Annotated in this window: 18 protein-coding genes; 8 read left to right on the top strand and 10 right to left on the bottom strand. The window is 71.2% G+C overall.

Annotation, left to right across the window (positions count from 1 at the left end; genetic code table 11):
• The 6 genes from H489_RS0119235 to H489_RS29860 form a co-directional block, all read left to right on the top strand.
• Positions 1-521: flagellar hook-length control protein FliK (locus tag H489_RS0119235; protein ID WP_031259882.1), on the top strand; the 521-nt coding region annotated here is incomplete at its 5' end.
• 25 nt (positions 522-546) lie between these two features.
• Positions 547-990, top strand: coding sequence for a flagellar hook assembly protein FlgD (locus H489_RS29875; RefSeq protein ID WP_017887466.1), 444 nt, complete (start codon positions 547-549; stop codon positions 988-990).
• A 70-nt stretch (positions 991-1,060) separates the two neighbouring features.
• On the top strand, positions 1,061-2,236 hold the full coding sequence (locus H489_RS29870; protein ID WP_017887465.1) for a flagellar hook protein FlgE: 1,176 nt from the start codon (positions 1,061-1,063) through the stop codon (positions 2,234-2,236).
• 168 nt (positions 2,237-2,404) lie between these two features.
• Positions 2,405-2,578, top strand: coding sequence for a hypothetical protein (locus H489_RS38245; protein ID WP_017887464.1), 174 nt, complete (start codon positions 2,405-2,407; stop codon positions 2,576-2,578).
• A gap of 78 nt (positions 2,579-2,656) precedes the next feature.
• On the top strand, positions 2,657-3,010 hold the full coding sequence (gene cmtR, locus H489_RS29865) for a Cd(II)/Pb(II)-sensing metalloregulatory transcriptional regulator CmtR (protein WP_017887463.1): 354 nt from the start codon (positions 2,657-2,659) through the stop codon (positions 3,008-3,010).
• Complete coding sequence (locus H489_RS29860) at positions 3,007-3,681, top strand: cation transporter (RefSeq protein WP_017887462.1); 675 nt, start codon at positions 3,007-3,009, stop codon at positions 3,679-3,681. Before cmtR ends, H489_RS29860 begins: the two co-directional genes overlap by 4 nt.
• Before the next feature lie 25 nt (positions 3,682-3,706).
• Here H489_RS29860 and H489_RS29855 read toward each other — a convergent pair whose 3' ends face one another.
• The 8 genes from H489_RS29855 to H489_RS29820 all read right to left on the bottom strand — a co-directional run bounded on the left by H489_RS29855 (position 3,707) and on the right by H489_RS29820 (position 12,039).
• Positions 3,707-4,003 (bottom strand): ArsR/SmtB family transcription factor, encoded by a 297-nt coding sequence (locus tag H489_RS29855; protein WP_017887461.1) that lies wholly within the window; start codon positions 4,001-4,003, stop codon positions 3,707-3,709.
• A 120-nt stretch (positions 4,004-4,123) separates the two neighbouring features.
• Positions 4,124-4,279, bottom strand: coding sequence for a hypothetical protein (locus H489_RS29850; RefSeq protein ID WP_017887460.1), 156 nt, complete (start codon positions 4,277-4,279; stop codon positions 4,124-4,126).
• An 89-nt stretch (positions 4,280-4,368) separates the two neighbouring features.
• Positions 4,369-5,241, bottom strand: a complete 873-nt coding sequence (locus tag H489_RS29845; RefSeq protein WP_017887459.1) for a pentapeptide repeat-containing protein — start codon at positions 5,239-5,241, stop codon at positions 4,369-4,371.
• A gap of 265 nt (positions 5,242-5,506) precedes the next feature.
• Positions 5,507-7,108, bottom strand: a complete 1,602-nt coding sequence (locus tag H489_RS29840) for a Na+/H+ antiporter (protein ID WP_031259878.1) — start codon at positions 7,106-7,108, stop codon at positions 5,507-5,509.
• Positions 7,109-7,257: 149 nt separating this feature from the next.
• Positions 7,258-8,391 (bottom strand): DUF475 domain-containing protein, encoded by a 1,134-nt coding sequence (locus H489_RS29835; protein WP_017887457.1) that lies wholly within the window; start codon positions 8,389-8,391, stop codon positions 7,258-7,260.
• A 214-nt stretch (positions 8,392-8,605) separates the two neighbouring features.
• Entirely contained in the window at positions 8,606-10,174 is a 1,569-nt protein-coding gene (locus tag H489_RS29830) for a helix-turn-helix domain-containing protein (RefSeq protein ID WP_017887456.1), read from the bottom strand.
• A 108-nt stretch (positions 10,175-10,282) separates the two neighbouring features.
• Positions 10,283-10,957 (bottom strand): ABC transporter ATP-binding protein, encoded by a 675-nt coding sequence (locus H489_RS29825; RefSeq protein ID WP_017887455.1) that lies wholly within the window; start codon positions 10,955-10,957, stop codon positions 10,283-10,285.
• Positions 10,954-12,039, bottom strand: a complete 1,086-nt coding sequence (locus H489_RS29820) for an FtsX-like permease family protein (RefSeq protein ID WP_017887454.1) — start codon at positions 12,037-12,039, stop codon at positions 10,954-10,956. The genes H489_RS29825 and H489_RS29820 overlap by 4 nt, the downstream gene beginning before the upstream one ends.
• 151 nt (positions 12,040-12,190) lie before the next feature.
• On the opposite strand from H489_RS29820, the gene H489_RS29815 reads away from it, so the two are divergent.
• Together H489_RS29815 and H489_RS29810 are read left to right on the top strand one after the other, a co-directional pair.
• Complete coding sequence (locus H489_RS29815; protein WP_017887453.1) at positions 12,191-13,369, top strand: sensor histidine kinase; 1,179 nt, start codon at positions 12,191-12,193, stop codon at positions 13,367-13,369.
• Positions 13,366-13,986 (top strand): response regulator, encoded by a 621-nt coding sequence (locus H489_RS29810; RefSeq protein ID WP_017887452.1) that lies wholly within the window; start codon positions 13,366-13,368, stop codon positions 13,984-13,986. Before H489_RS29815 ends, H489_RS29810 begins: the two co-directional genes overlap by 4 nt.
• A 79-nt stretch (positions 13,987-14,065) precedes the next feature.
• Here the strand turns inward: H489_RS29810 and H489_RS29805 are convergent, their stop codons facing one another.
• Both H489_RS29805 and H489_RS29800 read right to left on the bottom strand, forming a co-directional pair.
• Complete coding sequence (locus tag H489_RS29805; protein WP_017887451.1) at positions 14,066-15,538, bottom strand: GH32 C-terminal domain-containing protein; 1,473 nt, start codon at positions 15,536-15,538, stop codon at positions 14,066-14,068.
• The gene (locus tag H489_RS29800; protein ID WP_017887450.1) at positions 15,539-16,582 is read right to left on the bottom strand and encodes a LacI family DNA-binding transcriptional regulator; all 1,044 of its coding nucleotides are present in this window, start codon (positions 16,580-16,582) and stop codon (positions 15,539-15,541) included.
• Positions 16,583-16,672: the final 90 nt, after the last annotated feature.

The following is a 16,672-nucleotide window of genomic DNA, read 5'->3' as shown; positions in this document are numbered from 1 at the left end:
GTGATCCGGGCCTCCCGGCCGTCGTCCCCAGCCGCGGCGGCGAGACCCCGTTCGTCATGTCGACGACGCCGACCGCCGCGCCGGCCGCGGCGACCGCGCCGGCCCCGGCGCCGCTCGCCCAGCAGCTGGCGCGACCGGTGTTCACGCTCGCACAGGCCGGCCCCGGCGAGCACGTCGTCACCGTGCAGGTCGTGCCGGACAGCCTCGGCCCGGTCACGGTGCGCGCGCACGTCACCGCGCACGGCATGCACGTCGAGCTGTTCGCCGCGTCGGACGCCGGCCGCGAGGCCGTCCGCCAGGTGCTGCCGGACCTGCGACGCGACGCCGGCGGCACCGGTGTGAGCACCACGCTCGACCTGTCGTCGCAGAACCAGCCGCAGGACGCGCCGGGTCGCGACGAGCGCCCGGCCGCACGTGTGCTGCCTGGCGACCCCGGACTGGAGGCGCGGGGCACCCCGCGCACGCAGCCCGCCACCCACACGCCCTCCATCCGCACCGCGGGACTCGACGTCCTCGCCTGATCCGGCTCACGAACAGGAACGCACCATGCCCATCGACGGCATCACCGGCAGCGTGGACCCGACCGCGCAGGCCGCGGCCCTCGCCGCGAACTCCACCGCACAGAAGTCCCAGACGATGGACTCCGAGGTCTTCATGAAGCTGCTCGTCACGCAGCTGCGCAACCAGGACCCGTCGTCGCCGATGGACACCAACCAGATGATCGGCCAGCAGACGCAGCTCGCGATGATGGAGCAGATCACCAACCAGACCACGACGGGGAACGAGAACTTCTCGCTCCAGATGCGCATCGCCGCGGCGAACCTCGTCGGCAAGCAGGTCAGTTACACCGACGCCGACTCGGGCAAATCCGTCACCGGGACCGCCTCGGCCGTGTCGTACGCGAAGAGCGTGCCCACGGTCACCGTGAACGGGAAGGAGGTCGCTCTCGACGTGATCTCCGGCATCACCACCACCGCTCCGGCGTCCTGACGCCCGCTGCTCCGTTCTTCGCTCTTCCTCGTTCTCCCTCGATCTCCCTGCCTCTCCGAAAGGACGCACCATGCTCCGCTCGCTCTACTCCGGGATCTCCGGCCTCCGCTCCCACCAGCAGATGCTCGACGTCACCGGCAACAACATCGCCAACGTCAACACCGTCGGCTTCAAGTCGTCGACCACCGTGTTCCAGGACACCCTGTCGCAGATGACCCAGGGTGCCGGCGGACCGCAGACCGGGATCGGCGGCACGAACCCGGCCCAGATCGGCCTGGGCGTGCAGGTCGCCGGGGTCTCCACGAACTTCTCGCAGGGGTCGGCGCAGGCCACCGGCAAGGCCACCGACCTGATGATCTCGGGCGACGGGTTCTTCGTCACCCGCCTGGGCAACGACACCGTCTACACCCGCGCCGGGGCGTTCGACTTCGACGCGAACGGCCGCCTGGTCACCGCCGACGGCAAGATCGTGCAGGGCTACCCGGCCACGAACGGCGTCGTCAACGAGAACGGGCAGCTGTCCGACATCACGCTGCCGCTCGAAGCAGCAGCCCCGGCGGTCCGCACCACCGCGGCCACCGTCGCGGGCAACCTGCCGTCCGAGACCGCCGTCGGCCAGACCATCACGCGCGAGGCCACCGTGTACGACGCCTCCGGTGCCAAGCACACGATGTCGCTCGCCTACACGCGCACCGCCGGCGGCTGGGACGTCACCGGGCGCAACGGACAGGGCACCACGGCGACCACCTCGCTGACCTTCGGCACCGACGGCAAGCTGACCGCCGGCGGCACCCTCGCCGTCGGCGGCATCCGGGTCGACATGGGTGACCTGACCGGGTTCGCCTCGCTCAACACCGCGGCGATCGGCTCGCAGAACGGCCGCGAGGCCGGGGCGCTGCAGGGCTACTCGATCTCGAAGGACGGCACCGTGACCGGCACGTTCTCGAACGGTGCGTCGCTCGCGCTCGGCCGCATCGCGCTGGCCACCTTCGCCAACCCCGCCGGCCTGGAGAAGACCGGGGCGTCGGGCTACCGCGCGACCGCGAACTCGGGCGGTGCGACGGTCGGGGGCCCCGGTTCGGCCGGCGTCGGTTCGCTCGCGGCAGGGACGCTCGAGATGTCGAACGTCGACCTGTCGCAGGAGTTCACGAACCTGATCGTGGCGCAGCGTGGGTTCCAGGCGAACGCCCGCATCATCACGACCTCGGACGAGGTGCTGCAGGAGCTCACGAACCTCAAGCGCTAGGCGCGGGGTCGCGGGCGCGGGCTTCGCTCGCGTCGCGAGCGCTTGGTGAGCAGGAACGGTCGGGTGCTGAAGGGGGACTCGACCGTTCCTGCTCACCATCGTTCGTGGTGCAGGGAGTTCGGTGCCGGTTCGTGACGAAACCGTGGGTCGTCACGTCTCATCGGTGCGATGCACGAGAACCACGACACCGACCACCGATCCGACCACCGCTGCTGCAGCGTCTTCGACCGCTGGCGCTGCGATCGACCGAGCGGCCACGACGGCGTGCACGAGTCGCGTGCTGCCGGCGGACGCACGAGCTGGAACGACGGGCTGACCGGGCGGCGGCTCGGGGACGTCTGAGCCCGCGCGATGTCCGAGGGCGAGACGTGTCGTCCGGACTTGTGGCGGTCTGGGCGCGGCCCGATGTATGGTCAGCGCATGCTGACCATTGCCCCGCGGCTCGACGTCCTGAACCGGCTCGGACGGGCACTGTCCGACCCGACCCGAGCGCGGATCCTGCTCCGACTACTCGACGACCCCGGCTACCCGGCGCGGCTGTCCGAGGAACTCGAGCTGACCCGGACCAACGTGTCGAACCACCTGGCGTGCCTGCGCGGCTGCGGGATCGTCGTCGCCGTGCCCGAGGGACGGCGGACCCGCTACGAGATCGCGGACGGCAACATCACCCGCGCGCTCGAGTCCCTGGTCGACGTGGTGCTGGCAGTCGACGTCGACGGCGATGGTGACGGTGACGGCTGCGCCGTGGACGTCGGCTGCGGGGCCGAGCGGTGACCGCCGCCGTGGTTTCGCTCACGCCGGTCCGTGCTGGCGTCCTCCGGCGACGGATCCGCTGGATCGTCGCGGCGACCATCGCCTACAACGTGCTCGAGGCCGTCGTGGCGATCGCCGCCGGTTCGGTGGCGTCGTCCACCGCGCTGATCGGCTTCGGGCTCGACTCGATCGTCGAGGTCCTGTCGGCAGCGGCCGTCGCGTGGCAGTTCGCCGCGCGGGACCCGGAGGCGCGGGAGCGGACGGCGCTCCGGGTGATCGCGGTCTCGTTCTTCGGGCTCGCTGCCGTGGTCAGCATCGACGCCGTCCTGACGTTCACGGGTGTCCGCTCACCGGAGCACAGCCCGGTCGGCATCGTCCTCGCCGCGGTGAGCCTGGCGGTCATGCCGTTCCTGAGCCTCGTCGAACGGCGGACCGGACGTGAGCTCGGTTCGGCCTCCGCGATCGCCGACTCGAAGCAGACGCTGATATGCAGTTACCTGTCGGCGGCGGTGCTGCTCGGCCTGCTGGCGAACACGCTGTTCGGCTGGTGGTGGGCCGATCCGCTCGCCGGCCTCGTCGTGGTCGGGTTCGCCGTGCGTGAGGGGCTCGAAGCCTGGCGCGGCGACGCGTGCAAGCAGCCCGTCGCCGCGCTGACGGGGGAGCGTGCAGCTGTCGGTTGCGAGTGCTGCTGAGCGGTGTCTGGCAGCAGCAGCCGGTTCAGTCGGTGTCGGTTCCGGCTTCGCTGACGTGACTGACCGCGTCGCCGACGATGTGGGCGATGTGCTCGTCGTGGAGCGAGTAGACGGCGTTCCGCCCGATGCGCTCGACCTGCACGATGCCTGCGAGCCGCAGCGTGCGCAGGTGCTGGGAGACGAGCGGCTGCGAGAGCTCGGTCGCGTCGGCGAGCGAGCCGACGTCGGACGGTCCGGCGATCAACGCGGAGAGGATCCGCAGTCGCGCCGGCGAGGAGAGCGCCTTGAAGAGGTCCGCCGCTGCTTCGATCCCGTCTGACATGGACTCATGTAAGCGCACGCGCATACGTGCATGCAACACGACGGCCCCGGCGCGGTGCGTCGGGGCCGTCGTGCAGGTCCGTTGATCGGTGCTGATCACGGGCCTGCGCTGATCAGGAGATCAGTGCTCGTCGTAGTGGTCGCCGTGCTGGGCGTGCTTGTGGCCGTCGTGGACGAAGTCCACGTGGTCCTCGTGCTGGACCGTCTCGTGGCCGCAGCCGTCCTGGTGGGTGTGCTCGGCGACGGTGTGCTCTGCGCTGTTCTCGTGCTCGGCCATGGTGACCTCCTGCTGATCGACGGTTGGGATACCCTCAGCGTAGGCCACGCATGCAGAAGTTGCAATACATTTATAGATGAGAACGGATGTCAGTTCCGGGGGATCCGGTGCACGGTCCGCTCGACCACCACCGATACCCAGTGCGACGGTCGGTCGATCCCGTCGGGCAGCATCGTGGCGGTGTCACCGCCTGCCGCGTTCACCTGCGCCTGCGTGAGGAACAGCGCGGTGGACAGATCCGCTCCGTCGAGCCGGGCGTCCCGCAGATCGACCCCGAGCAAGTCGACGCCGGACAGGTCCACGCCGCGCAGGTCCGCCCCGATCGCGGTGGCACCCCGCAGGTCGGCGCCGGCCATCGGCCGGCCCCGCAGATCACGACCGGCGAGGTCGGCCCCCGGTCGCAGCAGTCCGGCCCGTGAATCGTCCTGGCCGGCGCGGTACCTGGCCCGGACCTCGCCGCTCACCTCGACCAGGACGTCCCGGACGCGTTCGTGCAGCGGCTCGACGTCGAGCGCCAGGAGCGTCGGGCGACCTGCGACGAGCACGCGCCGGATCTCCCGCGTCAGGAGCCCGGCGTCCTCCGCCGAGTCGGGCGTGACCGCACGGTCCTGCGCCTCGGCGAGGTGCCAGAGCATCTCGTGCAGCAGGCGGACGATCGGGAACACCCGGAACATCTCCGCGCGGGAGTCAGGGTGGTCACGCCAACTGACCCCGTCGTAGAGGGTCTGCGACACGTACTGGCCCGCACCGGAGCAGTCGAAGACGGTGCACCCCCGGAACCCCCGCGGCCGGAGCGTCTGGTGGATGGTGCAGGAGAAGTCGTCAGCGAGGTTCCCGCACGGGGTGCCGGCGGGCTTGTCGATCGGGAAGTCGGCGGAACGCTGGAACCCGAAGGCGGTGCAGCAGAGCGCGAAGCAGTTGCCGCAGTCCGCGCGCAGGGCGGACCGGTCGGTGGTCGTCATGGAGTGGTCTTCCTCTGGTGGTCTGGATGGTGTGCCGGGTGTGGGGGAGCTCCTGATGGAGTTCCCCGTCCGGGCGCACGAGACCACCCCCGCGCGTCGGCGGGGCGAACCGGTGGTGCTGGGCGACCAGTGGGTCACCGAGAGAGACGGAGGATCACTGTGGCCAGGCTAGCGTTCCCGCTGCGACGGGAACCGGAAACGGGCGTCCCTGGTGAGCACAACAGACCGGGTACGCCGGCTTCGACCAGGTGTGCCCGGGGGCGCCCTACGACGACGCGGGCGGTGACGCCACCGACTCGATGCCGTCCAACCGCGCCTCCTCCGCGTCGTACCCGGCGCGCACCTGTCGCAGCACCAGGTCGTCGATCTCGTCGGCGTCGCGCAGGCGCAGCAGGGTCTTCGCCTTGTGCTGCACCAGTGCGAGCTCGAGGGCGACCGCGTTGTCGTGCCGCTGGAGTGCGGGGTGGTCGTCGTCGTCCCCCTCGCGGGCCTCGATCACGTCGAGGTGGGCCTCGTAGTCCTTCCGCAGACGAGCGACCGTCGCACGGTCGGCGCCCGTCGACCGTGCGAGGCGGGGGAGTGCGTCGAGGGCCTCCTCGATCGCGGTGCGTTCGGCGTAGCGACGTTCGTCGCTGACCGACTCGTCCTCGGGCAGTGCGGCGCGGCGCAGGACGGCGGGCAGCACCAGGGCCTGCCCGACGATCGTGACGATGACCACCCCCGCGGTGACGAAGACGATGAGGTCGCGCTCGGGGAAGCCCCCGCCGGACTCGAGGGTGCGCGGCACGGCCACGGCCATGGCGAGCGACACGGCGCCGCGGAACCCGGCGAAGCCGCTGACCAGCCGGTCACGGTGTCCCTCACGGGGTTCTCCGCCGGTGCGTCGAGTGACGAGCCAGATCGTCCCACCCGCAGCGTTCAGGAACGCGAAGCGCACGATCACCAGCAGCACCGCGACCGCGAAGACGATCCCCGTCCCGCGCAGCAGGTCCGCGGGGTCGAGCGCGCGTGCGGCGACCATCGCCTCGATGCCGACCAGGACGAACAGTGCCCCGTTGAGCAGGAAGGTCAGGAACGACCAGAAGGCCCGGACCTGCTGCCGGGTCTCGGCGCGGTCGAGCTTCGGCCCGACCTGGCTGACGACGATGCCCGCTGCGACGACGGCGAGCACGCCGGAGGCGCCGATCGCCTCGGCGGCCAGGAAGGCCGCGAACGGCACGAGCAGGGTGACGAGGTTCTCGAGCACGACGGTGTCGACCCGGCGCAGCACCATCGTGCCGATCCAGGCGGCGGCGAGCCCGGCGGCGACCCCGCCGACGTACGACAGCGCGAGCATGCCGGAAACACCCCAGAACGTGAGCTCCTGCGTGCCGACGGTGACGGCCACCGCGATGCCGTAGACCACCAGCGTCGTGCCGTCGTTCACCAGGCTCTCGGCGCGGAGCACCGTGACGTTCCGGCGCGGCAGCATCTTGGTGAGCACGCCGACCGCGGTCGCGTCGGTCGGCGCGACCGCGGCGCCGAGCACCCATGCGGGGCCCCAGGGCATGCCGAGCAGGTGCAGCAGGGTGGCGACGGCACCGGCGGTGACCACGACGAGCAGGGTGCCCATCAGGACGATGCCGCGCAGGTTCTTCCGGATCTCGCGGAGCGACGTCGTCAGGCTCTCCCAGTACAGCAGCGCCGGCAGGAACAGCAGCAGGACCGCCTCGGCGGGGAGCTCGACGTCCGCGAACTCGGGGACGAGCCCCAGCAGTGCGCCGAAGACCAGGAGCAGCACGGGCGGCGCGATCCGGATCCGGTCGGCGACCGCCGCCGTCAGCGCGATGGCGAGGCCGAGCACGACCACCAGTTCCGGTCCCAGCACGTGCACTCCGATCGTCGTCCGACCCGCAAGTCAACGCCGATCCACGGTGGATCCTTCCAGAACAGCCGGACGACGCGCCGCACCGCTGCGCGGTACCGATCGCACCGGGACGGGACGGGACGACGCGCTCAGAGCCAGCCGCGTCCGCGTCAGACCGTCCGCGGCCGACGCACCACCCGTCGCCACCACGCGCGCCACGGCAGGCTGCTCACCAGCGCGGACCCGATCACGACGGTCCCGAACCACCCGACGACCACGCCCGGGATCGGCACGAGCAGGCTCGCCCAGAGCAGGACCGACAGCACCCCGAGGACGTACGCCGCCCCGGCCTTCAGGTACCGCAACCGCTTCAGCCCCGCGGCCTGGTCGACCCGCGACGTCAGGCGGGCCAGGAACACCGCGCCGACACCGATCGCCCCGACCGCCACGGCGGCCTGCTCGAGCGCCCCGAGCCCGTCCGACCCGAGCGGCCCGGACCCCGACAGGCTGTACACGCCGTCGAGGATCTCGAAGAGCATGAACACCACGAGCCCCCGCTCGAACACGACGGTCGACGCGTACAGGTGGATCCGCCAGGCACCGCGGCCGATCCCGATCGACTCCGTGTCCGACGTGCCACCCCCGGACCCGGGGCGCAGCGCCCACGCCGCGGTCCACTTCGACACGAGGTACGCGGCGATCCCGGCAGCCCCGCCGATCGCGACCGGCAACAGCACACCGGGCGCCCACCCGGCACGCGACCCGACGAGGACGGACGTGACGACGACCCCCGTCGTGGCGGTGACCAGCGACCAGACGCGCGGTCGCGCGACGGAGGCGAGTCGCGCCTCCAGGCTGCCCAGCCACGACCTGCGGGACGCGCGGTCGGTGTTGAACAGGTACTCGGCGAAGACCTGCCAGATGAACGCGGCGCCGAAGGCGGCCAGGGCGGGACGCACCTCGGCCAGGTGCGCGGAGAACGAGCCGGGTGCGAAGACGGCCTCCTCGACGGAGCTCGCCGGGTCGGTCGCGTCACCGACCGCGACGGCGGCCGGCGGCAGCAGCAGCCGCATCGCGAGCACGCCCGCGACGATCCCGAGCGACAGGAACAGCCGGCGGGCGGGGGAGTGCAGGCGTCCGGCGATGCCGGCCATCGGCACGGACGAGTCCGCAGCCATCGCGATCTCGAGGAACGCGAGGGCGACGAAGGCGAGCGCGCCGGCGGGGCCGAGCACCAGCCAGGCCGCCGCGGCGGCCGCGACGGTGATGAGCAGGGGGACGGTCAGGAGCGATCTCGTGGCCATCTGCCCATCCAGCCCGTCCGGGCTGGGCGGCGCATGGAGCGCTCCTGGGCATCGGCCTGGAGGCCCGTGGGGACCCCGTCAGACGGGTGACGGCCCGTCCCCACTTGCGGGGACGGGCCGTCAGGTCGGGCTCGCAGAACACCGGTGTTCGCGTGCCGAACCGCGTTCTGCGCGTGTTCGACCGGCGAACACCGGTGTCTTGCGGGGGCCCGCGTCAGTCGTGGAACGTCTCGATGGACGCACCGAGCGAGTTGAGGCGCTCCTGCAGCTGCTCGTAGCCACGGGCGATGATGCCCACGTTGCGCAGGACGCTCTCACCCTTGGCCGCGAGCATCGCCAGCAGGATCACGACGGCGGGCCGCAGTGCCGGCGGGCAGCTGATCTCGGCGCCGGAGAAGTGCGTCGGACCGGTCACGTCGAGGCGGTGCGGGTCACGCAGGGTGACGCTGGCGCCCAGGCGGGTGAGGTCGAGCAGGTGGATCGCCCGGCCCTCGTACACCCAGTCGTGCACGAGCGTGGTGCCCTCGGCCATGGCCGCGATCACGACGAAGAAGGGCAGGTTGTCGATGTTCAGGCCCGGGAACGGCATCGCGTGGATCTTGTCGATCGGCGCGTGCAGTTCGGACGGGTGGACCGTGATGTCGACGAGGCGGGTGCGACCGTTGGCGGCGGCGTACTCCTCGGTGACGTCGAAGCGCAGGCCCATCTCGGCCAGGGTCGCGAGCTCGATCTCGAGGAACTCGATCGGCGCCCGGGTCACGGTGAGGGTCGAGGCGGTGACGATGCCGGCGGTCAGCAGGCTCATGGCCTCGACCGGGTCCTCGCTCGGCCAGTAGTCCACGACCTCGTCGATGCGGCTCTTGCCCGTGATGCGGAGCGTGGTGGTGCCGATGCCCTCGATCTGCACCCCGAGCAGCTCGAGGAAGAAGCAGAGGTCCTGCACCATGTAGTTGGGGCTGGCGTTCCGGATGACGGTCTCACCGTCGCGGGCGGCGGCGGCGAGGATCGCGTTCTCGGTCACGGTGTCGCCGCGCTCGGTCAGCACGACCGACTTGGTGGGGACGGCCTGGTTGGCGACGTCGACCTCGTACCAGCCGGACGTCGCTTCGACGTCGACGCCGAACGGACGCAGCGCGATGAGGTGCGGCTCGACCGTGCGGGTGCCGAGGTCACAACCGCCGGCGTAGGGCAGGCGGAAGGACTCGAACCGGCCGCTGAGCGGGCCGAGGAACATGAGCACGCTGCGGGTGCGACGGGCGGCGTCGGCGTCGATCGCGTCGAGGCGCAGGTCCTCGGGGGCGACGATCTCGAGGGTCTCGCCGTCCTCGGACCACGTGACGCTCGCGCCGAGGCTGCGGAGCACGTCGATGATGCGGTCGACCTCGACGATCCGGGCGACCTTGTGCAGACGGGTCACGCCGCGGTTCAGCAGCGAGGCGCAGAGCAGTGCCACGGCGGCGTTCTTGCTCGAGTTCACCGCGATGGAGCCACTGAGCTTCCGGCCGCCCTGCACCCGAAGGTGGGCACGCTGCGGAGCGCCGCCGATCGAGACGATCTGCTGGTCGAGGGCGTCGCTGATGCGGGTGAGCATCTCGAGGGACAGGTTCTGCCCACCCTGCTCGATGCGGTTGATCGCGCTCTGGCTGGTGCCGACGCGTTCGGCGAGCTGGGCCTGCGTCATGCTGCGGCCCTTGCGGGCGCCCCGGATCAGGGCGCCGACCTCACGGAGGGGTGCTGCGGTCGCCGGAGATGCCGGCGAGACGACGGTGGTGGTGTCGGTCATGTGCGCCACGCTAACACGCTCATGAGATAAACCAGTGGAAGATCGGCACCCTTTGCGCGCCTCGAGGTCTCGAATACGTCACAGTTGGGAATTTCGGGGGACGAACGCTCAGGCATCGGTCAGGCGGCCGTCGACGACGGTGACCAGGCGGTCGAGCGCGTCGCGGTGGACGAGGTCGTGCGTGACGAGCATCGTCGCCGTGCCCTGCTCGTGCGTGAGACGCGCGATCAGCGCCATGATCTCGGCGCCCCGCTCCTGGTCGAGTGCGCTGGTGGGTTCGTCGACCAGCAGGACGGACGGGGTGTTCACCAGGGCGCGGGCGATGGCGACCCGTTGCCGCTGGCCACCGGAGAGCTGCGCGGGACGTTTGCCGCGGTGCTCGGCGAGACCGACCGCTGCCAGCAGCGCATCGGCACGGGTGTGCACCGCGGTCCGGTCTCGGCGGCCGCCACCGAGCTCCGCCATGACGAGCAGCTGTTCCCGCGCGGTGAGCGACTCGATGAGGTTCGACTGCTGGAACACGATGCCGACCTGGTCGCGGCGGAGCGTCGTCGCCTCGTTCCGGCTCAGGGTCGCTGCGTCGACGTCGTCGATCCACACGTGCCCGGAGTCCGGGCGGATCAGGGTCGCAGCGACGGCGAGGAGCGAGGACTTCCCGGAGCCGGAGGGCCCGGTGATGCCCGTGACCACGCCGTTCGGAGCGGTCAGGGACACGCGGTCCACCGCCGTGATGCGGGAGTCGCCGTCGGGGAAGGTGAGGGTGACGTCGTCGAGGGTGATCATCGGTTGCTCCCGAGTGCGGTGAGGGGGTCGGCCTTGGTGACGGTGCGGAGTGCGACAGCGGCACCGGCGAGGCCGAGGACGACCATCACGGCGGCCGGCAGCAGGGTGGTGAGCGGGCTGAGCAGGAACGGCAGGACATCGTTCGCGAGCGTCCCCAGGACCGACACGAGACCGATCCCGACCCCGACGCCCACGGCCAGGACGACGAGTGCCTGGCCGAGGGCATCGCCGACGAGCGACGCGTCGGAGGCGCCGAGGGCCTTCAGGACGGCGATGTCGTCGGCACGCTGCAGCGTCCACACGGTGAAGAACGCCCCGACGACGAGTGCGGAGACTCCGAAGAGCATCACGATCATGAGTCCGAGCGACCCGACCTCCGACTTGAACGTGTCGAGCGCGGTGAGGCTGGCGAGCGGCGACGCGGCGACGGTGTGCGTGCGGTCCGCCGTGCTGCCCCAGTCCGGCGCACCGGAGACGGCGAGCACGGTCGCTTCGCCGTCCCCGCCGAGGCGCCGGTCGGTCGACGCCCACGCCGTCGGGGAGAGCGCGACGACGGGGGTGTGGCTGTACCAGGCGTCTCCGCCGACGGTGGCGACCCGGTAGGTCCTTGCGGCGATCGTGACGGCGTCCCCGACGGCGACGTCGAGGTCCTTCGCTGCGCCGGCGGACAGGCCCACCGTGTCGTCGGACCGCGGAGCCAGGTCGGTGACCGTCGACGCGGGGGCTCCCCGCGGCACGCCGAACAGGGCGACGGCCACCGCTGGTGCGGTCTCGGCGTGCGCTTCGGCCCGCCCCTGTGCGATCCCGATCGGCGTGACGTGCTCGACGCCCGAGGACTGCCGCCACGCGGAGACCGTCGCGGCGTCGATCGTCGACTGCGAGAACGACGGCTGTCCGGTCGAGGGCTCCTGCAGGACGAGGCGGTTCCCGGGGAGGCCGAGGACCGCGGACACGTCCTGTGCGCCGAGCCCACCGGTCAGACCGGCGAGGAAACCGACGAGCAGGGTGATCAACGACACCACGGACCCGATCAGCACGAACCTGCCACGGGCGGCTCGGAGGTCACGCCAAGCGACGAACACGATGGTTCCTTCCCGACAGCAGGGACGCTCCCCGCCGTCCAGACGAGCCTCGCCGTCGCCGGTCGCGGTGCCATCGCCGGGAGGTTGACTGCTCTCGTCCGACTTCTGGTTGATGCCAGGTGGGCCGTGGCCGCCGTACGCTGCAACGGACATGGCACACAGCACCCTCACGCCCGTGTTCGTCGGGCTCCGCACCGGACTGCACGTGCTGTTCGCCGCGCTCGTGGCGCTCGTGGTCGTCCGCGTCCTCGTCGTCCGCGACCCGACCATGTGGGCGGCGATCGCCCTGGTGGTCGGGTTCGCGGTCCTCTACCTGCTCGGTGCCGGTGTCGCCGCCGCGCCGGAGACACGCCGAGCCGTGGTGGGTGCGGCTTGGATCACCGCCTTGACCGCCGTGTGGGTGGCCTTGCTCGTCCTGGTGCCGGAAGCGGCGTACCTGGTGTTCCCGCTGTTCTTCCTCTACCTGCACGTCCTGCCAAGGATCGTCGGGCCGGCCGCAGTGGTCGCAGCCACCCTGATCGCGGTCCTCGCCCTGGGCCTGCACGGCGGATTCACCGTGGGCGGGGTGATCGGCCCCCTCGTCGGTGCCGGGGTCGCGTTGCTCATCGGCCTCGGCTACCGCGCGCTCGCCCGTGAGTCCGTCGAGCGGGAGGCACTCCTGGCGGAACTGCTCGCCACCCGCGACCGACTCGCCGCGACCGAACGGCAGCAGGGTGTCCTCACCGAACGCGCCCGCCTGGCACGCGAGATCCACGACACCGTCGCGCAGGACCTCTCGAGCATCCAGATGCTCCTCCACGCCGCCGAAGCAGCCGACAGCGACCGCCCGGGCATCGAGCACATCCGCCTCGCACGCGCCACCGCGGCCGACGGTCTCGCAGACACCCGGCGGTTCATCCGGGAGCTCGCACCGCCGTCCCTCGACGCGGGACTCCCCGCGGCGCTGCGCCGCCTCAGCGACCAGTGGCACCGCGAGGGACTCGGCATCACCGTGACCGCAGCACCCGAATCGTCGGAGTTGACGATGGACGTGCAGACCGCTCTGCTGCGCATCGCCCAGGGTGCCGTGGCGAACGTCGCCCAGCACGCCGGCGCCACGACCGTCGACATCACCCTCGACGTCACCGCGACGCACGCGTCCCTGCGGGTGCAGGACGACGGCACCGGGTTCGACCCCGACCACACCGGCACCCGCTCCGGCACGTCCGACGCGTTCGGGCTCCGCGCGATGGGTGAACGCGTCGACCAGCTCGGTGGCCGTCTCACCATCGACAGCGCACCCGGGCACGGCACCACCATCACCGCGACCGTGGAGGTCGGTGAGCCGTGATCCGACTCCTCATCGCCGATGACCACCCCGTCGTCCGCGCCGGCCTGCGCGCACTCCTCGACGGGGCCGTCGACATCGACGTCGTCGGGGAGGCCGCGACCCCCGACGAAGCCGCCGCCCTCGTGGCGTCCGTGGACCCGGACCTCGTGCTCATGGACCTGCAGTTCGGGCAGGACCGCACCGGTGCCGACGCCACCCGGCAGATCCGGTCGACCGACTCCGCGCCGTACGTCCTGGTCCTCACCAACTACGACAGCGACGGCGACATCCTGGGCGCCGTCGAAGCGGGGGCCAGCGGGTACCTGCTCAAGGACACGCCACCCGACGAGTTGCTCGCCGCGATCCGCGCCGCAGCCGCCGGTGAGAGCGCCCTCGCACCGGCGGTCGCGAGCCGCCTGATGGCACGGATGCGTGCGCCACGGGTCAGCCTGTCCGCTCGCGAGATCGAGGTCCTCGGGCTCGTCGCCGAGGGCGCCTCGAACGTCGATGTTGCGGCACGCCTGCACATCACCGACGCCACCGTGAAGTCACACCTGGTGCACGTGTTCTCCAAGCTCGGCGTCGGTTCCCGCACCGCCGCGGTGTCCGAGGCCCGGGCGCTCGGCATCCTGCGCTGACGGCCCGTGCTGGTGCTGGTGCTGGTGCCGGTGCCCGCTGGTTCCGGTGCTGGTGCGCGCTCCGGTGCTCGTGCCGGGGTCAGCGCGTCCGGATCGTCAACCGCTCGAGGGTGAAGGCGCCGTCCTGCACGAACAGCCCCACCCGACCGGCGGGCCGGTCGTAGAGCCGCGTGCTCAGAGCGACGCTGCCGTCCACCACGGCCACGCAGACGTCGCCGTCGAGGTGGACGTCGACCCGGTGCGTGCCCGGGGCGAGCTGCACGGCACGTTCCAGTTCCACGGCGTGCGGCACGTCACCGAGGATCTGCCACTGCTCGGTGCCGGTGCTGCCGCGCGGCCACCGGTCCAGGACGAGCCGGTTCCGATCGGGTTCGAGACGCAGTGCGTAGCCGTCCTCGGTGTCGTCGCTGGTGCGCAGGAGCAGTCCGAGCGACTTCGTGTCCGCCGCGAGGTCGATGTCCATGCTGACCAGCGCCTCCGTGGGGAGTTCCGGACCGACCCACGACGCGTACCGCGTGGCGGCGCCGGCACCGACCGTCGGATCTGAGCCGTTGCGCGGTTGGAAGGCCGAGGTCACGTCGACCTCGTCGGAGTACGCGGCCTTCACGGCTTCGGGCAGGTCGAAGCGCAACGACCCGTCCACCCGCTGGTGTGCCTGGAGGGTGGCCATGGTCCCGGCCCACTGCCAGGCCCCGTCGTCGCGGTCGCCCTCCTTCGACGCGATCCAACCGACGAAGTACCGCTCGCCGTCGAGCGCCAGCGTCTTCGAGGCGTAGAACGCGCGCCCGTCGACGGTGTCGTCCGCCGGAGCGAGCCACGGCCCGTCCGGGGACGTCGCGATGCGGTAGCGCGTGCAGAACGCGTCCGAGAACTCCGAGTACACGAGGTACCACCATCCGCCCCACTGGAAGACGTCGGGGCACTCCTGGGTGATGAAGCGGTGGGGTTCCCAGAGCGGTGACGCGTCGCGCCAGGTCACGAGGTCGTCGGACTCGAGTCGCGCGACCAGACCGGATCGTCGGTACGGTTCGTCGCGTCGACGCGCTGCCAGGAGCATCTGCCACGGCCCCTCGGCAGACGGACGGAACACGAAGGGGTCGCGCCAGTCCTCGGGCGAGTACCCGGCGAGTGCGGGGAGATCCCATCCGGGGTGCTTCGTCCAGTCCGTGAGATCACCCGAGGACGTCGCGTGGCAGACGACCTGGGCATCCTTGGTGACGCCGTCGACCTCGGTCGTGATCCGCGGGTTGTGCCCGGTGTAGAACAGGTGCAGGGTGCCGGAGTCGTCCTGCACGACGCTTCCGGTGTAGCAGTCGAAGTCGCCGGCATCGGCGCCGCCCGAAGGCAGGACCACGCCCTTGCTCTCGAACCCGACGAAGTCGGTCGTGGTCACGGCTCCCCACGGCATCCCGGTCGCTCGCTCGAGCGGGGGGACACCCGGACGCTCGTCGAGCAGGTAGAACAGCCACGCCGTGCCGTCGTGCTCGAACGGGATCACGTCCCCGACGAAGCCGTTCGGGGGCCGGAAGTGGGTGCTGGGTGTGGCGGCCAATCAGGTTCCTTCGGGTCGGGGAGCTGCGAGTGAGCTCCGGGGGACGTACCCGCACGGCACGAGGTGCCGACCGGGCTGCTCCGTCTCCGCCAGCAGCAGGGTTCCGGCGTCGAAACCCATCTGCTGGTGGGGGAGCGCGACGGTGGTCAACGGTGGGTGCATCTGATCGGCGAGGTCCGGCTGGTCGTCGAACCCCACGATGCTGACGTCCTCGGGACAGCGCATGCCGAGCGACTGCGCCGCCATCAGTGCGCCGACCGCCATGCGGTCGTTCCCGCAGATGATCCCGGTCGGCCGCTCGGTCGTCAGGACCTCCATCGCGAGGTCGTAGCCCGAACCCACCTGGAAGGTCCCGAACTCGACGCGGATGGAGTCCGGAGCGATCCCTGCATCCGCGGCGGCGCGCTCGAGGCCACGCTTGCGCTCCTGGCAGGCGTAGTCGTCCTCGGGGCCTCCGAGGAACGCGACCCTGGTGTGGCCGGCGGCGAAGACCGCGGCGGCGACGTCACGGCCGCCTTGGAACTCGTCGGCCAGGACGGTCACGGCGTCGGTGTCGCCGGGCGGGAAGCAGTTGACGAACACGGTGGGCACACGGTCGAGCCCTGCGACCGGGGTGACGTACTCCGGTCCGGGCGCCGCGTAGACGAGGCCGGCGACACCCTGCCGGACGAGGTTCTCGACCGCTGCCTTGCCGCCGTCGGTGGTCTGGGCGGTCTCGACCACGAAGCAGACGTACCCGGCCTCCTGCACCGCCTGCTGCACACCGAGCACGATGTGCCCGGCGTACGGCTGGGACACGAGCCGGTCAGCGATGACGCCGACCGTGTACGAGCGGTTCGAGCGCAACGACTGCGCAGCCCGGTTCGGTTGGAAGTCCAGTTCCTTCGCAGCCTGGAGCACACGGGCACGGGTCTCGTCAGCGATCGAGACGTCCCGACGGTCGTTGAGCACGAACGACACGGTCGGCTGCGACACCCCTGCACGGCGTGCGACGTCCTTCATCGTGACGCGGTGCGACTGCGCTGTGCGTTCTCGGCTCGCCATCGGATCTCCTTCGTCCCGCTCATCATGCCAGAAGCAAATACGTATTGCCTCCCCGGTGCCCACTGTGTACGATCGCCTCACAAATACGTA

It is taken from the genome of Curtobacterium flaccumfaciens UCD-AKU (assembly GCF_000349565.1).
Taxonomy (GTDB): Bacteria; Actinomycetota; Actinomycetes; order Actinomycetales; family Microbacteriaceae; genus Curtobacterium; species Curtobacterium poinsettiae.
The sequence above is the reverse complement of the archived record's forward strand: the minus strand, read 5'-3'. Positions and strand labels throughout refer to the sequence as shown.